This is a genomic window from Hansschlegelia beijingensis (assembly GCF_014196425.1).
Taxonomy (GTDB): domain Bacteria; phylum Pseudomonadota; class Alphaproteobacteria; order Rhizobiales; family Methylopilaceae; genus Methylopila; species Methylopila beijingensis.
Map to the genome: position 1 here is coordinate 421449 of NZ_JACIDR010000002.1, position 25373 is coordinate 446821.

At 70.2% G+C, this 25373-nt stretch carries 22 protein-coding genes and 1 other RNA gene; 14 read left to right on the forward strand and 9 right to left on the reverse strand.

Translation table 11 applies throughout. The features are described from left to right. Positions 1-28: 28 nt before the first annotated feature. The 5 genes from GGR24_RS08520 to GGR24_RS08540 all read right to left on the reverse strand — a co-directional run bounded on the left by GGR24_RS08520 (position 29) and on the right by GGR24_RS08540 (position 7669). Entirely contained in the window at positions 29-1231 is a 1203-nt protein-coding gene (locus tag GGR24_RS08520) for an ABC transporter permease (RefSeq protein ID WP_183394912.1), read from the reverse strand. A gap of 52 nt (positions 1232-1283) precedes the next feature. After that, positions 1284-2399: a microcin C ABC transporter permease YejB gene (locus GGR24_RS08525; protein ID WP_183394913.1), complete on the reverse strand. Its 1116-nt coding sequence runs from the start codon at positions 2397-2399 to the stop codon at positions 1284-1286. A 41-nt stretch (positions 2400-2440) separates the two neighbouring features. Then, the gene (locus GGR24_RS08530) at positions 2441-4375 is read right to left on the reverse strand and encodes an extracellular solute-binding protein (RefSeq protein ID WP_246398176.1); all 1935 of its coding nucleotides are present in this window, start codon (positions 4373-4375) and stop codon (positions 2441-2443) included. Continuing rightward, the gene (locus GGR24_RS08535; RefSeq protein WP_183394914.1) at positions 4372-6234 is read right to left on the reverse strand and encodes an extracellular solute-binding protein; all 1863 of its coding nucleotides are present in this window, start codon (positions 6232-6234) and stop codon (positions 4372-4374) included. The genes GGR24_RS08530 and GGR24_RS08535 overlap by 4 nt, the downstream gene beginning before the upstream one ends. A 157-nt stretch (positions 6235-6391) precedes the next feature. Next, positions 6392-7669: a c-type cytochrome gene (locus GGR24_RS08540; RefSeq protein ID WP_183394915.1), complete on the reverse strand. Its 1278-nt coding sequence runs from the start codon at positions 7667-7669 to the stop codon at positions 6392-6394. A gap of 228 nt (positions 7670-7897) precedes the next feature. Here GGR24_RS08540 and GGR24_RS08545 point away from each other — a divergent pair, with 228 nt between their 5' ends. Beyond that, positions 7898-8656 carry a 3-deoxy-manno-octulosonate cytidylyltransferase gene (locus GGR24_RS08545; RefSeq protein ID WP_183394916.1) on the forward strand — a complete coding sequence of 253 codons (759 nt, stop codon included), beginning with the start codon at positions 7898-7900 and terminating at the stop codon, positions 8654-8656. Then, positions 8653-9540 carry a prephenate dehydratase gene (locus GGR24_RS08550; RefSeq protein WP_183394917.1) on the forward strand — a complete coding sequence of 296 codons (888 nt, stop codon included), beginning with the start codon at positions 8653-8655 and terminating at the stop codon, positions 9538-9540. The genes GGR24_RS08545 and GGR24_RS08550 overlap by 4 nt, the downstream gene beginning before the upstream one ends. Here GGR24_RS08550 and nudC read toward each other — a convergent pair. After that, positions 9537-10460 (reverse strand): NAD(+) diphosphatase, encoded by a 924-nt coding sequence (gene nudC / locus GGR24_RS08555; RefSeq protein WP_183394918.1) that lies wholly within the window; start codon positions 10458-10460, stop codon positions 9537-9539. The genes GGR24_RS08550 and nudC overlap by 4 nt on opposite strands. A 68-nt stretch (positions 10461-10528) precedes the next feature. Between nudC and ffs the strand changes: the two genes are divergently transcribed. From ffs to recR, 4 genes are all read left to right on the forward strand, one after another. Then, positions 10529-10626, forward strand: an RNA gene (gene ffs / locus GGR24_RS08560) — signal recognition particle sRNA small type. A gap of 82 nt (positions 10627-10708) precedes the next feature. Continuing rightward, positions 10709-12466, forward strand: a complete 1758-nt coding sequence (locus GGR24_RS08565) for a DNA polymerase III subunit gamma/tau (RefSeq protein WP_183394919.1) — start codon at positions 10709-10711, stop codon at positions 12464-12466. A 16-nt stretch (positions 12467-12482) separates the two neighbouring features. Further along, complete coding sequence (locus tag GGR24_RS08570) at positions 12483-12803, forward strand: YbaB/EbfC family nucleoid-associated protein (RefSeq protein WP_183394920.1); 321 nt, start codon at positions 12483-12485, stop codon at positions 12801-12803. A 50-nt stretch (positions 12804-12853) separates the two neighbouring features. Next, positions 12854-13459 (forward strand): recombination mediator RecR, encoded by a 606-nt coding sequence (recR, locus tag GGR24_RS08575; protein WP_183394921.1) that lies wholly within the window; start codon positions 12854-12856, stop codon positions 13457-13459. Between the two features lie 30 nt (positions 13460-13489). Here the strand turns inward: recR and GGR24_RS08580 are convergent, their stop codons facing one another. Continuing rightward, positions 13490-14668, reverse strand: coding sequence for a DNA recombination protein RmuC (locus GGR24_RS08580; protein ID WP_183394922.1), 1179 nt, complete (start codon positions 14666-14668; stop codon positions 13490-13492). A gap of 101 nt (positions 14669-14769) precedes the next feature. On the opposite strand from GGR24_RS08580, the gene def reads away from it, so the two are divergent. From def to truA, 3 genes are read left to right on the forward strand one after another with little or no spacing between them, the layout of a single operon-like run. Next, on the forward strand, positions 14770-15339 hold the full coding sequence (def, locus tag GGR24_RS08585) for a peptide deformylase (RefSeq protein WP_183394923.1): 570 nt from the start codon (positions 14770-14772) through the stop codon (positions 15337-15339). Between the two features lie 19 nt (positions 15340-15358). Then, the gene (fmt, locus tag GGR24_RS08590; protein WP_183394924.1) at positions 15359-16294 is read left to right on the forward strand and encodes a methionyl-tRNA formyltransferase; all 936 of its coding nucleotides are present in this window, start codon (positions 15359-15361) and stop codon (positions 16292-16294) included. Positions 16295-16298: 4 nt separating this feature from the next. Further along, positions 16299-17063 (forward strand): tRNA pseudouridine(38-40) synthase TruA, encoded by a 765-nt coding sequence (gene truA / locus GGR24_RS08595; protein ID WP_183394925.1) that lies wholly within the window; start codon positions 16299-16301, stop codon positions 17061-17063. Here the strand turns inward: truA and GGR24_RS08600 are convergent. Then, on the reverse strand, positions 17060-17620 hold the full coding sequence (locus tag GGR24_RS08600) for an invasion associated locus B family protein (RefSeq protein WP_183394926.1): 561 nt from the start codon (positions 17618-17620) through the stop codon (positions 17060-17062). The genes truA and GGR24_RS08600 overlap by 4 nt on opposite strands. A 408-nt stretch (positions 17621-18028) precedes the next feature. On the opposite strand from GGR24_RS08600, the gene GGR24_RS08605 reads away from it, so the two are divergent. Next, positions 18029-19003 carry a zinc-binding dehydrogenase gene (locus GGR24_RS08605; RefSeq protein WP_183394927.1) on the forward strand — a complete coding sequence of 325 codons (975 nt, stop codon included), beginning with the start codon at positions 18029-18031 and terminating at the stop codon, positions 19001-19003. 4 nt (positions 19004-19007) lie between these two features. On the opposite strand, the gene tlpA is transcribed toward GGR24_RS08605, so the two are convergent. Then, positions 19008-19652 (reverse strand): thiol:disulfide interchange protein TlpA, encoded by a 645-nt coding sequence (gene tlpA, locus GGR24_RS08610; RefSeq protein ID WP_183394928.1) that lies wholly within the window; start codon positions 19650-19652, stop codon positions 19008-19010. A 54-nt stretch (positions 19653-19706) separates the two neighbouring features. On the opposite strand from tlpA, the gene argH reads away from it, so the two are divergent. The 4 genes from argH (at position 19707) to GGR24_RS08630 (ending at position 25370) form a co-directional block, all read left to right on the forward strand. Then, the gene (gene argH, locus GGR24_RS08615) at positions 19707-21116 is read left to right on the forward strand and encodes an argininosuccinate lyase (RefSeq protein WP_183394929.1); all 1410 of its coding nucleotides are present in this window, start codon (positions 19707-19709) and stop codon (positions 21114-21116) included. A gap of 45 nt (positions 21117-21161) precedes the next feature. Then, on the forward strand, positions 21162-21353 hold the full coding sequence (gene lptM / locus GGR24_RS08620; protein WP_183394930.1) for an LPS translocon maturation chaperone LptM: 192 nt from the start codon (positions 21162-21164) through the stop codon (positions 21351-21353). Between the two features lie 19 nt (positions 21354-21372). Continuing rightward, positions 21373-22641 carry a diaminopimelate decarboxylase gene (gene lysA / locus GGR24_RS08625; RefSeq protein WP_183394931.1) on the forward strand — a complete coding sequence of 423 codons (1269 nt, stop codon included), beginning with the start codon at positions 21373-21375 and terminating at the stop codon, positions 22639-22641. Positions 22642-22736: 95 nt separating this feature from the next. Further along, entirely contained in the window at positions 22737-25370 is a 2634-nt protein-coding gene (locus GGR24_RS08630) for a TIGR02302 family protein (protein WP_183394932.1), read from the forward strand. Positions 25371-25373 lie beyond the last annotated feature (3 nt).

A 25373-nucleotide genomic window follows, 5' to 3' on the forward strand; every position in this document is an offset into this window, starting at 1 on the left:
GAGAGATCGCGCACCGAGAGCAGCGGGCTCACCGGAACGTCTTCCGCGGGTCGAAGGCGTCGCGCACGGCCTCGCCGATGAAGATCAGCAGCGACAGCATCACGGCGATCACCAGGAAGCCCGAGATGCCGAGCCAGGGCGCCTGAAGGTTCGACTTGCCCTGAGCGAGCAGCTCGCCCAGCGACGGCGAGCCGGGCGGCAGGCCGAAGCCCAGGAAGTCGAGCGCGGTCAGGGTGGTGATCGATCCCGACAGGATGAAGGGCATGAAGGTCAGCGTCGCCACCATGGCGTTGGGCAGCAGGTGGCGGAACATGATCGCCCCGTTCGAGGCGCCGAGCGCCCGCGCCGCCCGGACATATTCGAAGTTGCGGCCTCTCAGGAACTCCGCCCGCACCACCCCGACCAGCGCGGTCCACGAGAACAGCAGCAGAATGCCGAGCAGCACCCAGACGCTCGGCGCCAGAACCGCGGACAGGATGATCAGCAGGTAGAGCGTCGGTACGGAGGTCCAGATTTCGATGAAGCGCTGGAACAGCAGGTCGGTCCAGCCGCCGAAATAGCCCTGCACTGCGCCCGCCATCACGCCGATGATCGAGGACAGCACCGCGAGCGCGAGCCCGAACAGCACCGAGAGACGGAAGCCGTAGAGCAGGCGGGCGAAGACGTCGCGGCCCTGGTCGTCCGTGCCGAGCCAGTTCCATTCGACGTCGCTGCAGGTCTTGGCCCGCGGCGCGGCGGCGTCGACGCGCGTGGCGTCCCCTGCGGGGGTGCGCGCCGCGGCGGCCTTCTCGCAGGTCGCGTCGTCGAGCAGCCAGGTCGGCGGAGACGGCGCCGGCGTCGGCAGATTGTAGTTGATGGTGTCGTAGCTGTAGCGCACCGGCGGCCAGATCATGTAGCCGCTCGACTTCTTGATGAGGTCCTGCAGATAGGGGTCCCGGTAATCGGCCTCGGTCTCGAAGTCTCCGCCGAAGGTCGTCTCCGGATAGTAATTCAGGGCAGGGACATAGAACGCGCCGTCGTACTTCACCAGGAAGGGCTTGTCGTTGGCGATGAACTCCGCGAACAGGCTCAGCACGAACAGGACGGAGAACACCAGGAACGACCAGTAGCCGCGGCTGTTCGCGCGGAAGTTGGCCCACCGCCGGCGGTTGATCGGGCTCAGCCGTCGCCGCGGCGGGGGCATGGGCGCTGCTCCCGGAGACGGCGGAGGAACGACGAGGGCCTCCGTCATTCGGGGACGCCTGCGGGCAGGTCGGCGGCGCTGGAGGCGACAGCCACGGCCATCAGACCTCCCGGGTCTCGAAGTCGATGCGGGGGTCGACCCACATGTAGCTGAGGTCGGAGATCAGCGTGACGACGAGGCCGAGCAGGGAGAAGATGTAGAGGTTCGCGAACACCACCGCGTAGTCGCGGTTGACGATCGACTCGAAGCCCAGCAGCCCGAGGCCGTCGAGCGAGAAGATCGTCTCGATCAGCAAGGCGCCGCTGAAGAAGGCGCCGATGAACGCGCCCGGGAAGCCGGCGATCAGGATCAGCATCGCGTTGCGGAAGACATGGCCGTAGAGCACCTGCCGCTCGGTCAGGCCCTTCATGCGCGCCGTCTGGACGTACTGCTTCCGGATCTCGTCGAGGAACGAGTTCTTGGTCAGCAGGGTCGTGGTCGCGAACGCGCTGATCGCCAGGGCGGCGAGCGGCAGGGCCATGTGCCAGGCGTAGTCGACGATCTTGCCCCACAGCGAAAGCTCGGCCCAGTTGTCGGATGTGAGCCCGCGCAGCGGAAACCAGTCCACGAAGGTGCCGCCCGCGAACAGCACGATGAGCAGGATGGCGAACAGGAAGCTCGGGATCGCATAGCCGACGACGATCACGGTCGAGGTCCAGACGTCGAAACGGGAGCCGTCCCGCACCGCCTTGGCGATGCCCAGCGGGATCGAGATCGCGTAGGAGATCAGCGTCATCCACAGACCGAGCGAGATCGAGACCGGCATCTTCTCCAGGATGAGGTCGACGACGTCGATGTCGCGGAAATAGCTCCGGCCGAAATCGAACCGGGCGTAGTCCCACATCATCTTCGCGAACCGCTCGGGCGCCGGCTTGTCGAAGCCGAACTGCTTCTCGAGCTGCTTGATGAATTCGGGGTCGAGGCCCTGGGCGCCGCGGTATTTCGAGGAGACCGGGTCGTTCGAGGCCGCCCGCTGGCTCTGCAGCGAGTTCGCGAGATCGTTGCCCGAGCCGCCCGAGAACCGGTCGGTGGCGTTGGTGCCCTGGCCGGTGACCTGCGCGATGATGCGCTCGATCGGCCCGCCGGGCGCGAACTGGATGATCACGAAGGAGACGAGCATGATCCCGACCAGCGTCGGGATCATCAGCAGCACGCGGCGCGCGATATAGACCAGCACGGCCTAGGGCGCTCCCGAGCGGCTCAGGGCGACGCGGCCTGTCATGCCTTGACCCCCGACGCCTCGGCCTTCGCCGCGTCCCACCACCAGGTCTCCGGAGCGCCGCGGACGTAGCGCGGCTTCTCGGCGGGGCGACCGAACGCGTCCCAGTACGCGAGCGTGTGCGTGTCCTTGTACCAGGCGGGAATCCAGTTGCGCAGCGAGCGCAGCACCCGGTCGAGCGCGCGGCAGGCGACGTTGAGCTCGTCGCGCGACTTCGCCGCCACGATCGCCTCGACCAGCGCGTCGACCGCCGGATTGGCGACGCCGGACAGGTTGTTGGACCCGGGCAGCTCCGCGGAGCTCGACGAATAGGCCTGTCGCAGCCCTTCGCCGGGGGTCGCCGACATGCTCATCCGCTGGCTGACGACGTCGAAGTCGAAGGCGTTGACGCGCTGCTGGAACTGGGCGGCGTCGACCAGCCGGATCGTGGCTTCGACGCCGATCACCTTCAGGTTTTTGATGTAGGCCGAGACGTGCGGATCGAGTCCCGGATCGAACTCCAGGAACTCGATCGTCAGCGTCTCGCCGTCGGCGTTGGTCGCGCGGCCGTTCCTGCTCACGAAGCCCGCCTCGCGCAGCAGCTTCATCGCCTGGCGAAGCAGAGCGCGGTCCTGCCCCGACCCGTCGCTGACCGGCGGAACATAGGGCTCGCCGAACGCCTCGTCGGGGATCCGGCCGCGGAACGGCTCCAGCAGCGCGAGCTCCGCCCCTTCGGGCCTGCCCGCGGCCATCATCTCCGGCGCGCCCTGGAACACCGACGACGTGCGCTTGTAGGCGCCGAACATCAGGTTCCTGTTCATCCACTCGAAATCGAAGGCGAGGTTCAGCGCCTCGCGCACTCGCGGATCCTGGAACTTCCGGCGGCGCAGATTGAAGAACCAGCCCTGGCCGCCCGAGGGCGTCAGGTCCGCCAGCGTCTCCCGCTTGACCCTGCCGTCGCGCACGCCCGGGAAATCATAGCCGGTCGCCCAGGTCCGGGAGGTGAACTCCTCGCGGAACAGGTAGGCCCGGGCCTTGAAGGCCTCGAACCCGACGTCCCGGTCCCGGAAGAACTCGAAGCGGACCTTGTCGAAATTGTTCTGCCCGACATTCACCGGCAGGTCCTTCGCCCAGTAGTCCGCGACCCGCTCGAACTCGATGAAGCGGCCCTGCTCGAAGCGGCCGACCCGGTAGGGACCGGAGCCGAGCGGCGGCTCGAGCGTCGCGGCGTCGAAAGGTTTGCCGGCGTAATACTTGCTCGAGAAGATCGGCAGCGCCGCGAGCGTCAGCGGCAGGTCGCGCGTGCGGCTCGGCGCGAGGCGCAGCACGACGGAGTCTTCCGACTCCGCCTCCACGGCCTGAAGATCGCGGATCGCCTGCGCGACCAGCGGATGGCCCTTCTGCTTCAGCGTATCGAGCGACCATTTGACGTCCCCGGCGGTGAGCCTGGAGCCGTCGTGGAAGCGCGCCTCGGGCCGCAGCCGGAAGCGATAGGCGAGGCCGTCGTCGGACACGGCCACGGAGCGCGCGACCAGGCCATAGAGCGCGTCGGGCTCGTCGGTGGCGCGCGCCATCAGCGTGTCGAAGGTGAGCCCCATGCCCTGGGCCCCGTCGCCCTTCAGGATGTAGGCGTTGAGCGTGTTGAAGGTGGTGAAGCTCTGATTGAGCTCCCGCGTCGGCGGAATCTGGCTGAACGTTCCGCCCTTGGGGGCGGCGGGGTTCACGTAGCCGAAATGGGGGAAGTCCGGGCCGTATTTCAGGTCGCCGAAGGCCGAGAGGCCATGCCGCTCGGGTCCGAACGCCGCGCCCGCGCCGGGCGAGGGCGCCGCCGCCTGTTGCTCGCCACGGGCCTTGACGGACCAGAGCGCCCCGGCGGCGGCCGCCGCGCCGACACAGACCAGCGCGCGGCGGCGCGTCAGTCGCGGCGAACCCGCGTCGTCCCGAAAATCGCTCAAGACCGGCCTCCGGCGGCCTTGGCCTTCTCCGCGTCCCACCACCACACCGTGGGGAACATCGAGCCGCGCGGCGGCAGCTTGTCGGGCCGCGAGAACCGGTTCCAGCGCGCGGTGCGGTCCTCGAGGCTGGTGAACTGCGGAACGACATAGTCGTGCGCGAGCAGCACGCGGTCGAGGGCGTGGGTCGCCGCGGTGAGCTCCTCCCGGCTCTTCGCGTAGATCACCCGGTCGATCAGGGCGTCGACCCCGGGGTCCTTGATGCCGACCACGTTCTGCGAGCCCGGCGTGTCCGCGGCCTGCGAACCCCATTGGTCGCGCTGCTCGTTGCCGGGCGACAGGGACTGGCCCCAGCCCATGGTGATGACGTCGAAGTCGAAGGAGCGCACGCGATTGACGTACTGGCTGTCGTCGAGCAGCCGCTGGGTCACCTGCACCCCGAGCCGTTCGAGAGCGGGCGCATAGAAGCTCAGGATGCGCTCCGCGCTCGGATCGCCGTAGATGAACTCGACCGTGAACGTCTCGCCCTTGGCGTTGCGCAGCGCGGGCTTGCCCCCGGGGCCCCGTGACACGGTCCAGCCGGCCTGCTTCAGCAGGTCGAACGCCTCGCGCAGATTGGCGCGCGCCGCCTCCGGAGACCCGCCGACGGGGTTGCGGTAGGGCGTCGTGAAGACCTCCGGCGGAACCTTGTCCCTCACGCTTTCGAGGATCTCCTTCTCCAGCCCCTCCGGGGGCGCCTTGGGCGCCGCCAGATCCGTTCCGAAGAAGAAGCTGTCGATCCGGACATACTGTCCGAACATGATCGTCTTGTTGATCTCCTCGAAGTCGAAGGCGAGGTTGAACGCTCGGCGAACCCTCGGGTCCTTGAACTTGTCGCGGCGGATGTTGAACGCATAGGCCTGCATCCGGCCGGACTGGCTGTCCGCGAACTTCTCCAGGATCACGCGCTTCTGCCGGACCGCCGGGAAGTCATATGCGGTCGCCCAGTTCTTGGCGCTGTTCTCCATGCGGTAGTCGATCTGGTCGCCCTTGAACGCTTCGAGCAGGACGGTCGTGTCGCGGAAATAGTCCCAGCGCATCTCGTCGAAATTGTTCGTCCCCACCCGGACCGGCAGCTTCGCCGCCCAGTAGTCCGGGGCCCGCTCGTAGGAGATCCAGCGGCCGGGCGCGAAGTCCTTGATCCGGTAGGGGCCGGAGCCGAGCGGCTTCTCGAGCGTCCCCTCCTCGATGTTGCGCTTCCTGCCCTGCGCGTCGACGCCTTCCCACCAGCGCTTCGGCAGGATCGGGAACTGGCCGGTGATCTGGGGGAGCTCGCGGTTGCCCGGGCCCGAGAAGGTGAAGGTGACCTCCCGGTCGCCGGTCTGCTCCGCCCTGACGACGTCGTGGTAGTAGCGCGCGCGCAGCGGGCTGATGCGCTTCAGCGTCTCGAACGACCAGATGACGTCTTCGACCGTGATGGGAGAGCCGTCGTTGAAACGGGCCTCCGGCCGGAGGCGATAAGTGACGGAGGAGAAGTCCGCCGGATAGCGGACGCTCTCGGCCACCAGGCCGTATTCGGTCGCGGGCTCGTCCGCCGACTCCGTCAGAAGCGTGTCGTAGAGCAGGCTCAGGCCCGCGGCCTCGCTGCCCTTCGGTATGAACCCGTTGAAGCTGTCGAAGGTGCCGAACGCCCCGAGCCGCACGGAGCCGCCCTTCGGCGCGTCCGGATTGACGTAGTCGAAATGCTTGAAGTCGGCCGGGTACTTCACGTCGCCGAGAAGCGACAGGCCGTGCCGCCAGCCGTCCGCCTGAGGCGTCTGCTGGGCCGCCGCTGGCGTGGCGAAGGCAAGAACGGCGGCGAGAGCTGCGGCGCGGAAGGTCATCGTCAGCGGGCTGATCCTCGGAGGCGTGTCGCGGCGCCATTATGTCGTTAAAGGCGGCGGCTTCCAGGCAGATCGGCCGCTCGCCGGGATCACGTCCTCATCATGTGAAAAGGCCGGGCGCTCGGCCCGGCCTTTCCGTGACGTCAGTCGCCGGGGCTCACGGCTGCTTCGGGGCGTCCGCAGGCGGCGCATCCGGCGCGGCCGGCGCCTGAGGAGCCGGTTCGGCGGAGGGCGCCGGGGCCGGCTGAGCCTCCGGAGCCGGCTGGGCTTCCGGAGCGGGCTGACCCTCGGGCGCAGGCGCCGGAGCGGGCTTGGCCTGCTCCTGGTCGCCGCCGGCCTGCTCATTGGCCGGCTTTGGGGCCTCGGGGGTCGCCGGCTCGGTCGACGCTGCCGGAGCGGCCGGAGCGGCCGGTTCCGGGCTCACGCCGCCGGAGAGCTGCAGGGGGCTGTCCGAGTTCTTGTTCATATAGGCGATCAGGGCCGCGCGTTCGTCGGCGCTCTTGATGCCCGCGAACGCCATCGTGGTCCCGGGGATGTAGCCCTTCGGGTTCTCGAGCCACTTGTCGAGCGAGGCGATGTCCCAGTTGCCGCCCGACTTCTTCATCGGCTCCGAATAGGCGAAGCCGTCCTGGTGGGCGTGCTTGGCGCCGACGACGCCGTAGAGGTTCGGACCCGCCTTGGCCGGCTCGCCCTTGCCGAAGGAGTGGCAGGCGGAGCAGCGCTTGGCGATCTGCTGGCCCTTGGCCGGATCGGCCGCCGCGACCTTGGCGTCGAGGTCGCCGGCGCCGCTCGCCTTGGCGACCGCCTTGTCGGATCCTGCCGCGCCGGCCTGGTCGCCGGGCGCCTTCTGGCCGCCGGGCGTGTTGTCATCCGGCTTGCTGCCGGAATCCTTCGGCAGCGGCTGGGGGCTGTCCGAGTTCTTGTTCATATAGGCCACGAGGTCGGCCCGCTCCTGCGGGCTCTTGATGCCCGCGAAGGCCATCGTGGTGCCGGGGATGTAGCCCTTGGGGTTCTCGAGCCACTTGTTCAGCGAATCGAAGTCCCAGTTCCCGCCCGACTTCTTCATCGGGTCCGAATAAGCGAAGCCTTCCTCGTGGGCGTGCTTGGCCCCGACGACGCCGTAGAGATTCGGCCCCATCTTGGGCGCTTCGCCCTTGCCGAAGGAATGGCAGGCGCCGCAGCGCTTCGCGACCTGCTCGCCCTTGACCGGGTCTGCGGACGCCAGCAGGGCGTGGAAGTCGCCGCCCCCGGCGCCGGCGCCGCCCGCCGCAGCGGCGTCGCCGCCGCTCTTTTCGTCCTTCACAGCCACTTCGTAGCCGGGCTTCTCGGGCTTTTCCTCATGGAAGAGCCCATGGGCTATCGCATTCACGCCCAGAATGACGGTCAGCGTCCCCAGAATCGCGCCTGCGATTTTGTTCAGTTCATACGCGTTCATATCGGCTCCGGCTTATCGGTCTCCGGACAAAGCCCCCGCTGCTCCGCGCGGTTAGGCTTCCTCCAAAAAGGCTGATCGACATAGTCAAACCGCAGGGCTTTCCCCAAAGGCGCGCGACGCTAGCCGCTTTTGCCGAACGCCCGCAACTCGGCTATGACCGCGGCGCTTTAAACCTTGGCGCCATGACGGTCCGGACGGGCGCGGCCGGGCCCTCCGGAGTGCATCCCGATGCCCAGCCTGCGCGGGCCGTTGCGGCCTCTCGTGCTGATTCCTGCGCGGCTTGGGGCGACCCGGCTGCCGAACAAGCCGCTGGCGGAGATCGCCGGGGAGCCGATGATCGCCCATGTCTGGCGCCGGGCGAGCGAGGCCGGCGTCGGGCCGGTGGTGGTGGCGACCGATTCGCCGGAAGTCGCCGAGGCCGTCTCCCGCGTCGGCGGCCAGGCCGTGCTGACCCGCGCCGACCACGCCTCGGGCTCCGACCGCATCCACGAGGCCCTGACGGCGATCGACCCGGACCGCGACTTCAACCTCGTGGTCAACGTCCAGGGCGACCTGCCGACGCTCGACCCCGAGGCGATCCGCAGGAGCCTCGTCCCGCTCGAGGATCCGGAGGTCGAGGTCGCCACGCTGGTCGCCGAGATCCGCCGCGAGGAGGAGAAGACCGCCCCGAGCGTGGTCAAGATGGTGGGCGCGGAGATCGCGCCCGGCCGCTTCCGCTGCCTGTATTTCACGCGCGCGACCGCGCCCGCCGGGCCCGGGGCGCTCTATCACCACATCGGCCTCTACTGTTACCGGCGCGAGGCGCTGGAGCGCTTCGTGCGGCTCAAGCCGTCGCCGCTCGAGCTGCGCGAGAAGCTCGAGCAGCTGCGGGCGCTCGAGGCCGGCATGCGCATCGACGCCGTCGCGGTGGACGTCGTCCCGCTCGGCGTCGACACGCCAGAGGACCTCGAACGGGCGCGCGAGATCATGGCGGGAGCCGGACGATGAACGGGCAGGGCAGGATCGCCTATCAGGGCGAGCCGGGCGCGAACTCCCACATGGCCTGCGCCGCCGTCTTTCCCGAGATGGAGGCGGTTCCGTGCGCGAGCTTCGAGGATGCGCTCGACGCTGTCGCCTCCGGCGAGGCGGCGCTCGGCATGATCCCGATCGAAAATTCGGCGAACGGCCGGGTGGCTGACGTCCATCACCTGATGCCGACCGCGCGGCTGCACATCGTCGGCGAATATTTCATGCCGATCCACCACCAGCTGCTGGCCGCGCCGGGCGCGACGCTGGCCTCGGTCAGGACCGCGCAGAGCCATGTGCAGGCCCTCGGACAGTGCCGCCGCAAGCTCCGCGAGCTCGGGCTGACGCCGGTCATCGGGGCCGACACGGCGGGCTCGGCGCGCGAGATCGCTCAGGCGCGCGATCCGAGCCGGGCGGCGATCGCCTCGCCGCTCGCCGCGCAGGAGTACGGGCTGGAGATCCTCGCCGCCGACATCGAGGATTTCGCCAACAACACGACGCGCTTCCTCATCCTCTCGCCCGAGCAGGCGTGGGCGGCGCCCGAGGGCGGGCTGACGGTCACCACCTTCGTGTTCAAGGTGCGCAACATCCCGGCCGCGCTCTACAAGGCGCTGGGCGGTTTCGCGACGAACGGCGTCAACATGACGAAGCTCGAGAGCTACCAGCTCGACGGCGCCTTCGTGGCCACCCAGTTCTACGCCGACGTCGAGGGCCATCCGGACGATCCGGCGCTGAAGCGGGCGCTCGACGAGCTCGCCTTCTTCTCGACCGAACTCACGATCCTGGGCGTCTATCGCGCCCACGACTTCCGGATCGCGGCGCGCCGCGCCGAGGCCGAGAAGGCGCAGGCGAAGCGCGGGCGCTAGCCGCTCACGAACCGGCGCAGCAGGTGATGCGCGATCGCCGCCGCGGGCGGCGCGAACCAGCCTTGCGGGTGGCGGCGCTCCAGCATCGCCGCCGCTTCCGCCCGGTCGAACCAGCGGGCGTCGTCGAGCTCCGCGTCGTCCGGGCGTAGCTCCTCGCCGAGCGCCTCGGCTCGCATTCCGACCATCAGCTGCGACGGGAACGGCCATGGCTGCGACAGTTCGTAGCGCACGCGGCCGATCGCGACCCCGGCCTCCTCGAGCGTCTCGCGCCGCACCGCCTCCTCCAGCGTCTCTCCGGGCTCCACGAAGCCCGCGAGGCACGACCACATGCCCGCCGGGAAACGCGGCTGCCGCCCGAGCAGGCAGCGCTCGCCGCGCGTCACCAGCATGATCACCACCGGGTCGACGCGCGGAAAATGATGCGCCCCGCAGACCGGGCAATCGCGCCGCCAGCCGCCCGCGGCCTGCCCTGTGGCCGATCCGCAATTGGCGCAGAAGCCATTACGCGCGTGCCACGAGAGCAGCCCCTTGCCGCACCCTGCGAGCGCGAGGTCCGCGCCCGCGAGGCGGCCGTCATTTGCGAGCGCCCGCAGGTCCTCCAGCGCGGCGCCGTCGGCGACGGCGTCCTTCGCAACCGTCGTGGCGAAGACGGGCCCCTCGGGCGAGCGGCCCAGAAAGACCTGCGGCTCGCCTGCGCCGAACCGGGCGGCCTCCGCGGTCCCGAACAGCAGGCGGGGAACGCCGGCCGCATCCGGGCGCAGCGCCACCCTGTCGCCGGAGAACAGCGCTGTCCGGCGCGCCGGGTTCAGGGCTTCGGCGGCGATGACCGCGGGATCGTTGCGGCGGTCGCCCAGGCGGTCGAGCGCGAAGCCCGCATAGCCGAGATCAGGGTGATCGCCCGGGGAGTCTTCGTGGACCATGAGCGGCAAAGTTCCGGATGAGGGTCGCGCGGCTTGCATCTGACCCGCGCGGTGGCCCATATAGGGCCGGGAGGTTGGCGGTGGACGTGTCCCTCGCCAACCGGGTCAGGTCCGAAAGGAAGCAGCCCCAACGAGACCGATACGGGTCGTCGTCCGACCTCCCACCCCTCTCTGCGACGAGGCCCCTGCGTGATGACGGCGACGGCCGGCGCCTCTCTCTCCGCCGCCGACCCGGAGCGCCGGGCCGCATGAGCGCTGTTCCCTACCGCGTCCTTGCCCGCAAATATCGCCCGCAGCGTTTCGAGGACCTGATCGGGCAGGAGCCGATGGTCCGCACGCTGCGCAACGGCTTCGCGTCCGGCCGCATCGCCCAAGCCTGGATCCTCACCGGCGTCCGCGGCGTCGGCAAGACGACCACGGCGCGCATCCTGGCGCGGGCCCTGAATTACGAACGCGCGGACGGGACCGGCGGCCCGACCACCGATCTCTCCGAACTCGGCGTGCATTGCGAAGCGATCATGGAGTCGCGCCACGTCGACGTCGTCGAGATGGACGCGGCGTCCCACACCGGGGTCGCGGATGTGCGCGCGATCCTCGAGACGGTGCACTACGCGCCCGTCACGGCGCGGTACAAGGTGTTCATCATCGACGAAGTGCACATGCTCTCGACGAGCGCGTTCAACGCGTTTCTGAAGACGCTCGAAGAGCCGCCGCCGCACGTCAAGTTCATCTTCGCCACGACCGAGATCCGCAAGGTGCCGGTGACGGTCATGTCGCGCTGCCAGAGCTTCGCTCTGCGGCGCGTCGCGGCCGACGAGATGTCCGCACATCTGACACGCATCTGCGCGGCCGAAGAGGTCGCGATCGAGGACGAGGCGCTCGCCGTGATCGCGCGCGCCTCGGAGGGCTCGGTGCGCGACGCCCTGTCGCTGCTCGACCAGGCGATGGCGCATGGAGAGGGCCGGGTCGAGGCAGCCGCGGTGCGCGGCATGCTCGGACTCGCCGACCGCGCCGGCGTGCTCGACCTGTTCGAGGCGGTGATGAGCGGCGACGCCGGCGCGGCGCTCGATGCGTTCCACGCCCAGCATGCGGCCGGCGCCGACCCGGCTTCCGTGCTGGCGGACCTCGCCGAGACGACGCATCTCGTCACGCGGATCAAGATCGCGCCCAAGACCGCGGACGACCCGGCGCTGAGCGAAAGCGAGCGCAAGCGGGGACGCGAGTTCGCCGAGCGGCTGTCGATGCGGTCGCTGTCGCGGGCCTGGCAGATGCTGCTCAAGGGCGTGCCCGAGGTGCAGGCGGCGCCGAAGCCCGCGCAGGCGGCCGACATGGTGCTCGTGCGGCTCGCCTATGCGGCGGATCTGCCGACGCCGGACGAACTGCTCCGCACGCTCGCCGAAAGCGAGCCGGCCACGCCGCGCGATCCGGGGCCGAGCGGGCCTTCGGGCGGCCACCGCGCGCCCGAGCCGATGGCGCCGAGCCGCGGCGGTCCTGCGCTCGCCGCCGCGCGCGACTTCGCCCGCGCTCCGGAGGCCGCCCAGGCGCCGCCGCGCGCCGAGGCGCAGCCCACGGTGCGGCTGCAACGCTTCGAGGATCTCGTGGCGCTCGCGGCCAAGAACCGCGACATCCTCATGCAGGACGCCCTGATGCGGCAGGTGCGCGTCATCCGGTTCGAGGACGAGATACTCGAGTTCCAGCCGACCGCTGATGCGCAGCCGGATCTCGCCGGAGCCATCTCGAAGAAGCTGCAGGAATGGACCGGCGCCCGCTGGATGGTCGCCGTCGCGGCCGGCGAAGGCGCGCCCACGCTGCGCGAACGCGCCGACGCCGAGGCCGCGGCGCGGCTGGCCGGGGTCCAGGCGCATCCGGACGTCCGGGCGATCCTCGACCGCATGCCCGGCGCCGTGATCGTCGACGTGCGGCCACGCGCTCGGGCTGCGGACGCGGAGCTTGACGCGGCGGAAAGCGACGCCCTACCTGCGATCGAAGACGACGACGAATTCTGACGCGGAAGGAGCGCCGATGCGCGACCTCATGGGGATGATGGCGAAGGCCAAGGAGCTCCAGCAGAAGATGCAGGACGCCCAGGCCGAACTCGAGCGCATCGAGGTCGAGGGCGCGTCCGGCGGCGGCGCGGTCCGCGTCACCCTGTCCGCGAAGGGCGACCTGCGCAGCGTCAAGATCGAACCCAGCCTGCTGAAGCCCGAAGAGGCCGAAATCCTCGAGGACCTTCTGGTCGCAGCCCATTCGGATGCGCGCGGCAAGGCCGAGGCCGCCGCTCAGGAGAAGATGCAGGGCCTCACCGCCGGTCTTCCGATTCCGCCCGGCATGAAGCTGTTCTGAGCCCCTCTGTCCCTCCCGAACCTCGCGGGACGGATAAGCCCCTCGCCCTGATGTCCCGCTCCGCCGCCGGCCCCGAGATCGAGCGCCTGATCCAGCTTCTGGGCAAGTTGCCGGGGCTGGGCCCTCGCTCCGCCCGGAGGGCGGCGCTGCACCTGCTCACGCGCAAGGACAAGCTGCTCGCGCCGCTGTCGGACGCGATGCGGCTCGCCTGCGAGCGCGTCACGACCTGCTCGGCGTGCGGCAATGTCGACACCCAGGATCCGTGCGCGATCTGCCGCGACCCGCGCCGCGACGGGGCGACGATCGTGGTGGTCGAGGACGTCTCGGACCTCTGGGCGCTCGAGCGGTCCGGCGCGGTTTCGGCGCGCTATCATGTGCTCGGCGGCACGCTGTCGCCGCTCGACGGACGGGGACCGGAGGACCTGAATCTCGCGACCCTGCCCGGTCGCGCGGCGGCTCCGGAGGTGCGCGAGGTGATTCTCGCGGTGAACGCCACCGTCGAGGGACAGACCACGGCGCATTACGTCACCGATCTGCTCGCCGGGGCCGACGTCAAGGTCACCCGGCTCGCCCATGGCGTGCCGGTCGGCGGCGAGCTCGATTACCTGGACGACGGCACGCTGGCGGCCGCGATCCGGAGCCGGACGGCGTTCTGAAGCTGCGAGGCCGCAGAGGCGATCCTCGCGCTATTCCGCCGCCTCTCTCCGGAGCGGGTTCGGCAGGGTTTCGGCGGGCGCAGCGGCGCCCAGCTCCAGTTGCTCGAGCCGCGCCCCTCGCCGCGAGATTTTCTCGGCCGAGATCGCGATCTGGTCGAGGTCGGCGACCGTCTGCCCAAAATGCCCTTTGAGCTTCTCGACGCGTTCGCCAATGCGCCTGACGTCGTCGAGCAGGCGGCCGACCTCCGCCTGCAGGAGATGCGCCTGATCGCGCATCGCGGCGTCGCGGGTCAGCCCCTGCACGACCTGAACGGCCAGCATCAGCAGCGAAGGCGAGACGATCAGCACGCGGGCCCGGTGCGCGCGCCCGACCATGTCCTCGAACCGTTCGGCGAGCTCCGCGTGGATCTGCTCCGAGGGCACGAAAAGCAGCGCGACGTCCTGGGTTTCCCCCGGCAGGAGATATTTGGCGGCCACGTCCGAGACGTGCTTGCCGACGTCGCCGCGCACTCGCGCTTCCGCCGCCTTCTGGGCGTCGGGCCCGTCCGCTGAGCGAAGCCGCTCGAAACCTTCGAGCGGGAACTTTGCGTCGATCACGAGCGGCCGGTCGTCGCCCGGCAGCCGGATGAGCGCGTCCGGCCTGACGCCGGTCGAGAGCTGAGGCTGGAACGCGTAGGCGGAGGGCGGAAGCGCGTCCTTCAGGATGGCCTCCATGCGGCCCTGGCCGAAGGCGCCGCGCGCCGGCTTGTTGGCCAGGATCGCCTTGAGGTCCGTCACCTGGCCTGCGAGCGCCCCGATGCTGGCGCCTGCGGCGTCGATCACCGCGAGCCGGGCCTCCAGCCTCGAAAGCTGTTCGGCCGTGGCCTGGCCGTTCGCCGCAAGTCCGTCTCCGACGCGCGCGCCTACGGCGTCCAGCCGTTCGGCGACGCCGCGCGCGAGATCGGCCTGACGCGCGCCGAGGGCCGAGGCGAACGCCTGCAGGCGCCCCATCGCCTCGGACTGCAGCCGTTCGACTGCGGCGAGCCGTCGGTCGGCCTCCTCGGCCCGGAACGCGGCCTCCCGCGCCTCCGCCCGCCGGGCGGCTCCGGCCCGCAGCAGAATGATCAGCAGCAGGCACAGCGCGGCCACTGCGGCGGCGGCGAGCCCCGCCAGCGCCTCGCCGGACGACACCGGGCGGCCAGCGACTACGAAGAGGACCTGTTCAGCCATGTCGGACCTTGAATGCGGAACAAATAATGAACATGTTGACGCGCAGGACGCAAGGCCCTATCGGCGGTCTTCAACCTTCCCGCACGCACCCCCGTTGAGACATGGCAGTCGCGCCGCTCGTTTATCTGCCCGACCCGAAGCTCAGGCTCGTCAGCGCTCCCGTCGAGCGCAGCGACGCCGAGGTGCGGGCGCTCGTCCAGACCATGTTCGACACGATGTACGATTCGGCCGGGATCGGGCTCGCGGCGATCCAGATCGGCGTGCAGAAGCGCGTGGTGACGATCGACCTCGCAGGCCAGGACGAGGAGCCGAAGCCGCTCGTGCTGATCAATCCCGAGATCGTCAGGGCCTCGGATGAGCGGCAGGTCTATGACGAGGGCTGCCTCTCGATCCCGGAGTATTTCGAGGAGGTCGAGCGCCCGGCCCGCGTCACGGTGCGTTATCTCGACGTCGAGGCGAAGCCGCAGGAGCTCGAGGCCGACGGCCTGCTGGCGGTCTGCGTGCAGCACGAGATCGACCATCTGAACGGCGTGCTGTTCATCGACCACATCTCGCGCCTCAAGCGGGATCGCGTGACCCGCAAGTTCGAGAAGGCGCGCGCGGTCGGGGAGCTGCCTTCTTTCCCGAAGCGGGAGCGCGACCGGCGCGAGCCGGAGCCCGTCGCGTCCTGAGCGGTCGGGGCGCGCAGGGATGACGCTGCGTCTCGTCTTCATGGGGACGCCGGACTTCGCCGTCCCGACGCTGTCGGAACTCGTCGGCCAGGGACACGAGATCGCGGCCGTCTACACGCGGGCGCCGAAGGCCGCAGGCCGCCGCGGCATGGAGCTCACCAAGACTCCCGTCCACCTGTTCGCCGAGAGCTGCGGTCTCCCGGTCCACACGCCGCGGACGCTGCGCGAGGAGGACACGCTCGACGTCTTCTCAGCGCACCAAGCGGACGCGGCCGTGGTGGTCGCCTACGGGCTGATCCTGCCGAAGGCGGCGCTCGAAGCGCCGCGGCTCGGCTGCCTGAATCTGCACGCCTCCCTGCTGCCGCGCTGGCGCGGCGCTGCGCCGATCCAGCGGGCTGTCATGGCCGGGGACACGGAGACGGGCGTGATGGTGATGCGCATGGAGGAAGGGCTGGACACCGGGCCTGTCGCGGCTGCGGAGCGCCTTCCGATCGGACCGGACGAAACGGCCGGAGAACTGCACGACCGGCTCAGCCGGCTCGGCGCCGACCTGATGGGGCGCGCCGTCGGCGCGCTGGAGCGCGGCGGGCTCGCCTTTCAACCGCAGGACCAGGACGGCGTCACCTACGCGGCGAAGATCGAGAAGGCGGAGGCCCGGATCGACTGGAGCCGCCCGGCCAGCGTGGTCCATAACCAGATCCGCGGGCTTTCGCCGTTCCCGGGCGCGTGGTTCGAGGCGCCGGGACCGCGCGGCCCGGAGCGGGTGAAGGTTTTGCGCGCAACGCGCGCGGAAGGCTCAGGCCAACCGGGCGAGCTCATCGACGACCGGCTGACCGTGGCCTGCGGGGAGGGCGCGGTGCGGCTTCTGCTGCTGCAACGCGCCGGCAAGGCCCCCGTGGACGCAGGCGCGTTCCTGAACGGCGCGCGTCTCGGGCCGGGCGCACGGCTCGGCTGACGCGATGCCGCGCTACCGCATGGTCATCGAATATGACGGACGCCCGTTCGTCGGATGGCAGCGTCAGGCGAACGGCCTCTCCGTGCAAGGCGCGCTGGAAGCGGCGATCGCGGCGTTCACGCATGAGACCGTGACCGTAAAAGGCGCCGGCCGCACCGATGCGGGCGTTCATGCCTCGGGCCAGGTGGCGCATGTCGATCTCGCCCGTGACGTGCGCCCGGACGTGCTGCGGGACGCCGCCAATGCGCATCTTCGCCCGCACCCGGTGGCGGTGCTCGAGGCGTCCGCCGTCCCTGAGGCGTTCGACGCCCGCTTCTCGGCGATCCGCCGGCATTACGTCTATCGCATCGTGGATCGCAGGCCGCCGCTCGCGCTCGATCTCGGGCGCGCCTGGCGGGTCCCGAAGCGGCTCGACGTCGCCGCGATGGACGCCGCGGCCAAGAGGCTTCTCGGCCGTCACGACTTCACGACCTTCCGATCGGCGGCCTGCCAGGCCTCGAGCCCGCTGCGAACCCTCGACCGGCTCGACGTGGAGCGCTCGGGCGACGCCGTGCTGATCAGCACCAACGCGCGCTCGTTCTTGCACAATCAGGTGCGGTCGATGGCGGGTTCTCTGGTCCAGGTCGGGCTTGGCCGCTGGAGCGCCGACGACCTGGCGACCGCGCTCGCCCGGGCGGACCGCTCCGCCTGCGGCCCCGTCGCGCCGCCCGACGGGCTGACGCTCGTGCAGGTCGATTATCCGGATGCGGGTGAGGCTTCCCCGACCTAGCGCGCCTTGAGCGCCGTCGGCCGGCACTCCGCGTTGATCTTGTCGAGAGCCGCCGAGATGCCCGCCAGCGAGTAGCTCTGCGTCGCCTGCCGCCCGCGCGCCGGAACCGCCTTCACGGTCATGTCCTTGCGGCCCTCGCGCATGGCTTTCACCAGCGCCTGCTGCTCCTCGTTCGAGCTCATGAAGGCGCCGTCGCCGCGCACGAACAGCGTGAACTTCGCGTCGTCGACGTCGAGCTCCACCTGGCTGTCGGGCTTCAGCGCGAAGCCGGGCATCACGCTGACCTCGTTGACTACGCCGTCCTGCGGGCGGTTCGAGATGAAGAAGTACGCGCCGGCGGGCGGATTGGCCGATCTGCGCCGGCCTTTTTCGGGCGTGGCGAGCGCGTAGCAGACCTTGCCGCCCTTCACGGGCGCCGCGTAGGCGTTCCAGTCCTTGAATTCACCGAGCAGCGTCGGCTGAACGCCGGCTGGCGCGCCCTGAGCCAGGGCGCCGCCGACGCCGCAGACGGCCAGGCCAGCGGCGAGCAGGAGAGCAGGACGGAGGCGGTCTGTCATGGCGTCGCTTTCGTTTCAGGCGCCCGGCGCGCTAGGCCGCCGGGGCATTGAAGAGTGGGCGCGCTGCGAAGGCGCATTCGGCGCTGAAGCCCCATGTCGCGCATGAGATTACGTCGAAAAGTTTAGAAAATTCGACCATGCGGCGCAGGTTAGCCTCGGCGAAAAGGTCGTGCTTTAGTGCCGCTCCGCAGAGCGTCCGGCGCTGGAGGACGGTTTCGCGAAGCCGTGATGGTCGGCCCGCTTCTCCGAGATAGGGCAGGAGGCGACGCCGGCTGCGGCGGGAGGCCGACACCGCCGAGGAGGCGATCGGGTCCTGCACGGATCACGAAGTGCCGGCGTCGCGTCCCGGCGCTTGCGCCGGAAGCCTGAACTCGGCGGCCTTCCCGCCCCCTGTCTGAAGGATCACCCGTGAAAGCCGTCGCCTGCGTCGAACTCGGTCCGCCTGAGCGTCTCCAACTGGTCGAGTTGCCGGACCCGGAGCCCGGCCCAGACGAGGTGGTGATCGACGTCGCCTACGCGGCGCTGAATTTCTTCGACACCCTGATCATCCAGGGCAAGTACCAGACGAAGCCGACGCTGCCATTCTCGCCTGGAGGCGAGGTTTCGGGCTGGATCTCCGCGGTCGGCTCCAGGGTCGAGGGACTGGTCGTCGGAGACCGCGTCGCGGGCTATCTGGGCTATGGCGGCTGCCGCGAGAAGGTCGTGGCGCGTCCCGAGGCGCTGACGCTGGTGCCCGAGGAGCTCGATCTCGACCGGGCCGCCGGGCTTATCATCGCCTATGGAACGACGCTGCATGCGCTTGCGGATCGCGGCGAGCTTCGGCCGGGCGAGACGCTGGCGGTGCTGGGCGCGAGCGGCGGGGTCGGGCTCGCGGCGGTCGAGATCGGCAAGCTCCTCGGCGCGCGGGTCATCGCCTGCGCCTCGTCAGCCGACAGGCTGGCCTTCGCGCGCGAACGCGGCGCCGACGAGACCATCGATTACGCGTCCGAGGACCTGAAGACGCGGCTGAAGGAACTGACCGGAGGCGCGGGCGCGGACGTGGTCTACGATCCGGTCGGCGGCGCGTTCACCGAGCAGGCGGTTCGCGCGCTCGCGTGGCGGGGACGTCTGCTGGTGATCGGTTTCGCCGCCGGCGACATACCCAGACTGCCGCTCAACCTGCCGATGCTGAAAGGCGCCGACATTCGCGGCGTGTTCTGGAGCGAGCACGCGCGGCGGGAGCCGCAGGCGCACGCGGCCGAACTCGCGCGGCTGTTCGACTGGGCGGTCGACGATCAGATTTCCGCCCATGTCGACGCCGTGCTGCCGCTAGCCGAGACGCCCGAGGCGATCGCTCGCATCGCGAGGCGCGAGGCGCGCGGCAAGATCCTGGTCAGGCCGTGAGGAGCTACCTGCCGAGCGCGGCGTCGATGAGCTTCATTCCCTCGGCGCTCGCCCATTCGGCGGGACCCGGCAGATAGGCGATCTCGCAACCGGAACGGTCGAGGATCAGGGTGGTGGGAAGGCCGCTGCCGCGCCCGACCGATTTCATCGTCTGAAGCATCTTGCCCGAGGGGTCGGCGTAGAGCGGCAGGTTTTGCGCCCCGATCTCCTTGAGGAAGGCCTTGGGCTTGTCCGCAGAACCGAGGTCGAAAGACACCGGCACGACGGCGAAGTCCGCCCCGCCTTTCTGCTGCTCGAGCGCGTCCAGAGCCGGCATTTCGCGGCGGCACGGCGCGCACCAGGTCGCCCAGAGGTTCAGCAGCACGATCTTGCCTCGGAACCGGTCAAGGCCCACATCCGCGCCGTTCTCGTCCTTGAATGACACCGCGGGCAACGGCCGCGGAGCGGAGGGCGTCACCACTCCCGCGAGTTCACCGACCGCGGCGGCGCGGATCGCCGCCAGCGTCTCGGGCCGCGCTTCGCAGGCCGCGGCCTTGTCCCGGCCGCCGATCCCGTATAGGGCGAACGCGCCTGCTCCAAGAGCGAGAACGACCGCGACTGCGCCCCAGCGGGCAGAGGAGCGGCGCGGGCGGACCGGCGGTTCGGACATAGGCTTCAACCTCGATCGGCGCGGCGCCGGAGCCGGCCAGGAACGCGACAGACAATGAGCAACGCGATGTGGGGCGGCCGTTTCGCCGAGGGGCCGGATGCGGTCCTCGAGGCGATCAACGCGTCGATCGATTTCGACCGCCGTTTCTATGCCCAGGACATCCGCGGCTCAAAGGCTCACGTCGCCATGCTCGCCGCGACCGGCGTGGTTTCTCAGGAGGACGCCGCCGCGATCGCCGAGGGTCTGGACCAGGTATTGGGCGAGATCGAGAGCGGCCGCTTCACCTTCTCGCGAGCCCTCGAAGACATCCATATGAATGTCGAGAGCCGGCTGGCCGAGATCGTCGGCCCGGCGGCGGGGCGGTTGCACACCGCGCGCTCCCGCAACGACCAGGTGGCGACCGACTTCCGCCTGTTCGTCCGCGACGCGCTCGACGCGCTCGGCTTATCCCTGCTGCGGCTGCAGCAGGCGCTGGTCGAGAAGGCGGAGAAGCACGCCGGCGACGTCATGCCGGGCTTCACCCATCTGCAGAGCGCGCAGCCGGTGACGTTCGGTCACCACCTGCTGGCCTATGTCGAGATGATCGGCCGCGACCGAGGCCGGCTTGCGGACGCCCGCAAGCGCCTCAACGAGTCGCCGCTCGGCTCCGCCGCGCTGGCGGGCACCTCCTTCCCGATCGATCGCGAGATGACCGCGAAGGCGCTCGGTTTCGACCGCCCGACCGCGAATTCGCTCGACGCGGTCGCCGACCGCGATTTCGCGCTGGAGACGCTGGCCGCCGCCTCGATCTGCGCCGGCCACCTGTCGCGCTTCGCGGAGGAGATCGTGCTGTGGTCGACGCCGCAGTTCGGCTTCATCCGCCTGTCCGACCGGTTCTCCACCGGTTCGTCCATCATGCCGCAGAAGCGCAATCCGGATGCGGCCGAGCTCGTTCGCGGCAAGACCGGCCGCGTAGTCGGCGCGCTCGTGGGACTGCTCACGGTCATGAAGGGTCTGCCGCTCGCCTATTCGAAGGATATGCAGGAGGACAAGGAGGGCCTGTTCGATGCGCTCGACACGCTCGACCTCTGCATCGCGGCGACCGCCGGCATGGTGACGGACATGACGCCCGACGTGGCCGCCATGCGGCGCGCCGCGGGCGCAGGCTACGCCACTGCGACCGACCTGGCGGACTGGCTGGTGCGGGCGCTCGGCATGCCGTTCCGCGAGGCGCATCACGTCACCGGCCGGGTGGTCGCGGCCGCCGCCGAACGCAAGGTCGCCCTGGAGAAGCTGCCGCTCGAGGTCATGCAGGAGATCGAGCCGCGGATCACCGAGGAGGTGTTCGGCGTGCTCGGGGTCAGGAATTCGGTGCGCAGCCGCACCAGCTACGGCGGCACCGCGCCGGCGAATGTCCGCCGTCAGGCGGCGCGCTGGCGCCGCACGCTTGCGAAACAGCTCTCCGGGCTGGAAAAGAAGGCGTAGCGTTCGCGCGCTGAAGGCTGCGTGAAGCGCGTAAGGGGGAAAGCCTTGCCGAGCCGCACCATAGCTGTCGCCGCCGCGCTGGCCGCCGCGCTGGCGCTTTCCGCCTGCGGCAAGAAGGGCGATCCGGAGTTTCCGCCTGGAACGCAGTTCGAGACCGTCCCGAACGCGCAGGGGAAACTCGAGAAGCGCCCGAAGAAGCCGCAGCGGCCTTTCGCCCTCGACGGCCTGCTGAACTGATCGCCGGACGGCCGACCGAATGCATCATTTCGACTATCAGGACGGCGCGCTCAGCGCCGAAGGCGTGCCGCTCGCGCGTATCGCCGAAGAGGCCGGCACGCCGACCTATGTCTATTCGACCGCGACCCTGACCCGACACGTTCGGGTTTTCGACGAGGCGTTCGCAGGGGTCGACCACCTCGTCTGCTACGCCGTGAAGGCGAACTCCAATCAGGCGGTGCTGACCACCATTGCGCGCCTCGGGGCCGGCATGGACGTGGTCTCGGGCGGCGAACTCACCCGCGCCCTTCGGGCCGGCGCGCCCGCAGACCGGATCACCTTCTCGGGCGTCGGCAAGACGGCGGAGGAGCTCGCGGCCGCGCTCGACGCCGGCATCCTCTGCTTCAACGTCGAGAGCGAGCCCGAATTGCGGCTGCTGTCGCAGATCGCCGAGCAGAAGGGCGTCCGGGCTCCCGTGGCGCTGCGCGTGAATCCGGACGTCGACGCCAAGAGCCACGCCAAGATCTCCACGGGATCGGCGGAGACCAAGTTCGGCGTTCCGATCGACGTCGCCCGCAGGGTCTACGCCGAGGCGGCGGCGATGCGGGGCGTGACGGTCGCGGGCGTCGACATGCATATCGGCAGCCAGATCACCGACCTCGAGCCGTTCGAGAAGGCGATCGCGCGGCTCGTAGCTTTCGTGGGCGAGCTCCGGTCCGACGGTCACGCGATCCATCACGTGGATTTGGGCGGCGGCCTGGGCATTCCCTACCGCCTCAGCAACGAGCCGCCGCCGCTGCCGGCGGCCTATGCGGAGATGGTGAAGCGGCTTACGGCCGGAATCGACGCCAAGCTCATTTTCGAGCCGGGCCGGCTGATCGTCGGCAATGCGGGGATCCTGCTCACTCGCGTGATCTACGTGAAGCAGGGCGCGCAGAAGACCTTCGTGATCGTCGACGCGGGCATGAACGACCTGATCCGGCCGACGCTGTACGAAGCCCATCATGAGATTTGGCCGGTCTCCGAGGCTGCTCCCGACGCCCCGCGCGCGCGCGTCGACGTGGTGGGACCCGTCTGCGAGACGGGCGACTATCTCGCCCTCGACCGCGAGATGCCGCTGCCGAAGCCGGGCGACCTGCTGGCGGTGATGACGGCGGGGGCCTACGGCTCCGTCCAGGCGTCGACCTACAATTCGCGCCCTCTGGTGGCGGAAACGCTCGTCGACGGGGCGAATTACGCGCTGATCCGGCCGCGCCCCTCGGTCGAGGATCTGATCGCCTTGGACCGCGTGCCCGACTGGCTCGCCTGACCGGCGGCGCCCGGCCAGGGCGCCAGTGGTGGCCGCCCGACGGTCCGTGTTAATGTCTCCTCGGGGCGTTCTCGGCGGGGGTCGGAGACCGGCGATTGGCGATCGAAGAGCGCGGCGCGCCGCGCGAAACCAGGCTGGAGGCGCTCATCTGGCGAGCGCGCTTCGCTCTGTTCTGGGAGAGCGCCTGGCCTTGGCTCGCCGCCGCCCTGGCGGTGGTCGTCCTGTTTCTCACCGTGTCGTGGCTCGGGCTGTGGGACGCGCTCCCACCCATAGGGCGGATGGCGGGCGTCGCGCTGTTCGCTCTCGCCCTGGCGGCCGCGCTGGCGCCGCTCGTCCGCGCCGCCGCGCCTGACCGCCGCGCAGCGCTGAGCAGGGTCGATCGCGAAAGCGGCGTGCCTCACCGGCCGGCCACGAGCCTCGACGACTCGCTGGCCGCCGCGTCGGAGGACCCCCTCACGCGCGCCCTGTGGGGCGCGCACCAGCAGAGGAAGGCGCAGGAGGCCGATCGCCTGCGGGCCGGCGCCCCGACTCCGCGGCTCGCCGCCCGGGATCCCTACGCGCTGCGCTTCCTGCTCGGTCTCGTGGCGGTGGCAGCGTTCGCCTTCGCGGGCGCGGACCGCGGCGACCGCGTGCTGGCGGCGTTCGACTGGCGCGACCCCGCCGCCGATGTCACGCCCGTTCGCATCGACGCCTGGCTCGCGCCCCCCGGTTACACCGGACGTCCGCCGATCTTCCTGACCTCGCGCCAGGCTGCGCCGGACGGACCGGCGGCCGCGCCTACGGCCGTCGAGGTCATCCGGGCGCCGCAGAACTCGGTGGTCGTGGTGCGGGTCGCCGGCGGAACCGCGGACATCGCGACGACGGGCCGATTCGAGCCGGTGGAAGCCGACGAGAAGCAGCCCGAGGGCGTGACGGAGCGCCGTTTCAGGCTGGCGGGCGAGGGCGAGCTTGCCGTCGCTGCGGCCGGAACGCCCGACCGGACCTGGCGGTTCGCGGCGATCCCGGACGCGCCGCCCTCGATCAAGCTCGATGGTCCGCCTCAGCCGAACGCGCGCGGCACCGCGACGGTCGCTTATGAGGTCAAGGACGACTACGGCGTCGCGGCCGCCGAGGCCCGATTCGAACTCAGGCGCGCGCCTCCGCCGCCGCGAGCGGCCGCTGCGGCTGAGGAAGCTCCGCCCGCGGCTGCGCCTCGGCCTCTCTATGAAGCTCCGAAGGTCGCGCTGGCGCTGCCGCGCGCCAAGGCGCGCGAGGGTCGCGCCGAGACTCCACTCGACGTCATGGAGCACCCGTTCGCGGGCGCGGACGCGACGATGACGCTCTACGCCCGCGACGAGGCCGGCCAGGAAGGGAGCAGCGAACCGCTGCAGGTCCGGCTGCCGGCGCGCAGCTTCAAGAAGCCGCTCGCGCGGGCGCTCGTCGAGCAGCGCCGGCTGCTGGCGTCTGACGCCAACGCGAAGCCGGAGGTTCTGCAGGCGCTGCGCGCGCTGATGATGTTCCCGGAGGAGTTCACCCCGCAGGCGGGCGTCTATCTCGGCCTGACCACGGCTTACCGGCGGCTCGAGAACGCGCTCAGCGACGATGAGCTCCGCGGCGCTGCCGACTACCTCTGGGAGATCGCGCTCCGGATCGAGGACGGCGACCTGCCGGACGCGGAGCGCGCGCTTCGCGCCGCCGAGGAGGCGCTGCGGAAGGCGCTCGAGAACAACGCCTCCGAGCAGGAGATCCAGAAGCTCACGCAGGATCTCCGGCAGGCGCTCGAGAAGTTCATGCAGGAGATGGCCCAGCAGGCGCGGCAGCAGCCGCAAAGCCCGCGGCGCGATGCTCAGAGGGGCGCGCAGCAGATCCGGCCGCAGGACCTCCGCAGCATGATCGATCGCATGGAAAGGCTCGCGCAGCAGGGCTCCCGCGACGCCGCCAAGCAGGCGCTCGCCGACCTGCGCAACATGCTCGACAACCTGCAGAACGGGCAGCAGCAGCCCGATCCGAACGCTCAGGCCCAGCAGGAGCGGCTCGACAAGCTGCAGGACATGATCCGCGAGCAGAGCAAGCTGCGCGACAAGACGTTCCAGCAGTACCGGCAGAACCAGCAGACCGAACGCAACATGTGGGGCCAGCCGCAACAGCGGCGGAAGGAGCAGGCCAAGGAAGGCGAGAAGGCGATGCGGGATCTCGCCGAGCAGCAGCGGCGGCTCCGGCAGAAGCTTGAGCAGATGACGAAGGAGATGCAGCAGGGGCAGCAGCAGCAGCGCGAGCAGGGCCAGCAGAAAGGTCAGCAGAAGGGGCCGGGCAAGCAGCCGGGCGCGCCCGGAGAGCAACCGGGCTCGGAGGCGCTGGGGCAGGCCGGGGAGAGCATGGGCCAGGCCCAGGGCGCGCTCGGGCAGGGCGAGAGCGGCGAGGCGCTGGATCAGCAGCAGCAGGCTCTGGAGAACATGCGCAAGGGCGCGCAAGCCATGGCGCAGGCGATGGAGGGCGAAGGCCAGCAGCCCGGACAGAAGGGGCGGCAAGGCCAGCAGGGCGCGCAGAACGGCGAGGAGGGCAATGGCGACGACGATCCGCTCGGCCGGCCCTCCCGGCGTCGCGAAAGCGACGGCGCGACCACCCGGGTTCCGGGCGAGATCGACGCTCAGCGGGCGCGGCGGGTGCTGGACGAGTTGCGCCGCCGCCTCGGGGACACCGATCGTTCGCGCGAGGAGCTGGACTATCTGGAGCGGTTGCTGGCGCCGTGAGCG

Coding starts and splice junctions, on each gene's coding strand:
- fmt (WP_183394924.1), top strand. CDS start 15,359: ATGACGCTGCGTCTCGTCTTCATGGGGACGCCGGACTTCGCCGTCCCG.
- GGR24_RS08545 (WP_183394916.1), top strand. CDS start 7,898: ATGCCCAGCCTGCGCGGGCCGTTGCGGCCTCTCGTGCTGATTCCTGCG.
- def (WP_183394923.1), top strand. CDS start 14,770: ATGGCAGTCGCGCCGCTCGTTTATCTGCCCGACCCGAAGCTCAGGCTC.
- argH (WP_183394929.1), top strand. CDS start 19,707: ATGAGCAACGCGATGTGGGGCGGCCGTTTCGCCGAGGGGCCGGATGCG.
- GGR24_RS08520 (WP_183394912.1), bottom strand. CDS start 1,231: ATGACGGAGGCCCTCGTCGTTCCTCCGCCGTCTCCGGGAGCAGCGCCC.
- GGR24_RS08570 (WP_183394920.1), top strand. CDS start 12,483: ATGCGCGACCTCATGGGGATGATGGCGAAGGCCAAGGAGCTCCAGCAG.
- GGR24_RS08540 (WP_183394915.1), bottom strand. CDS start 7,669: ATGAACGCGTATGAACTGAACAAAATCGCAGGCGCGATTCTGGGGACG.
- GGR24_RS08600 (WP_183394926.1), bottom strand. CDS start 17,620: ATGACAGACCGCCTCCGTCCTGCTCTCCTGCTCGCCGCTGGCCTGGCC.
- lysA (WP_183394931.1), top strand. CDS start 21,373: ATGCATCATTTCGACTATCAGGACGGCGCGCTCAGCGCCGAAGGCGTG.
- GGR24_RS08565 (WP_183394919.1), top strand. CDS start 10,709: ATGAGCGCTGTTCCCTACCGCGTCCTTGCCCGCAAATATCGCCCGCAG.
- truA (WP_183394925.1), top strand. CDS start 16,299: ATGCCGCGCTACCGCATGGTCATCGAATATGACGGACGCCCGTTCGTC.
- nudC (WP_183394918.1), bottom strand. CDS start 10,460: ATGGTCCACGAAGACTCCCCGGGCGATCACCCTGATCTCGGCTATGCG.
- recR (WP_183394921.1), top strand. CDS start 12,854: ATGTCCCGCTCCGCCGCCGGCCCCGAGATCGAGCGCCTGATCCAGCTT.
- GGR24_RS08535 (WP_183394914.1), bottom strand. CDS start 6,234: ATGACCTTCCGCGCCGCAGCTCTCGCCGCCGTTCTTGCCTTCGCCACG.
- GGR24_RS08580 (WP_183394922.1), bottom strand. CDS start 14,668: ATGGCTGAACAGGTCCTCTTCGTAGTCGCTGGCCGCCCGGTGTCGTCC.
- GGR24_RS08550 (WP_183394917.1), top strand. CDS start 8,653: ATGAACGGGCAGGGCAGGATCGCCTATCAGGGCGAGCCGGGCGCGAAC.
- tlpA (WP_183394928.1), bottom strand. CDS start 19,652: ATGTCCGAACCGCCGGTCCGCCCGCGCCGCTCCTCTGCCCGCTGGGGC.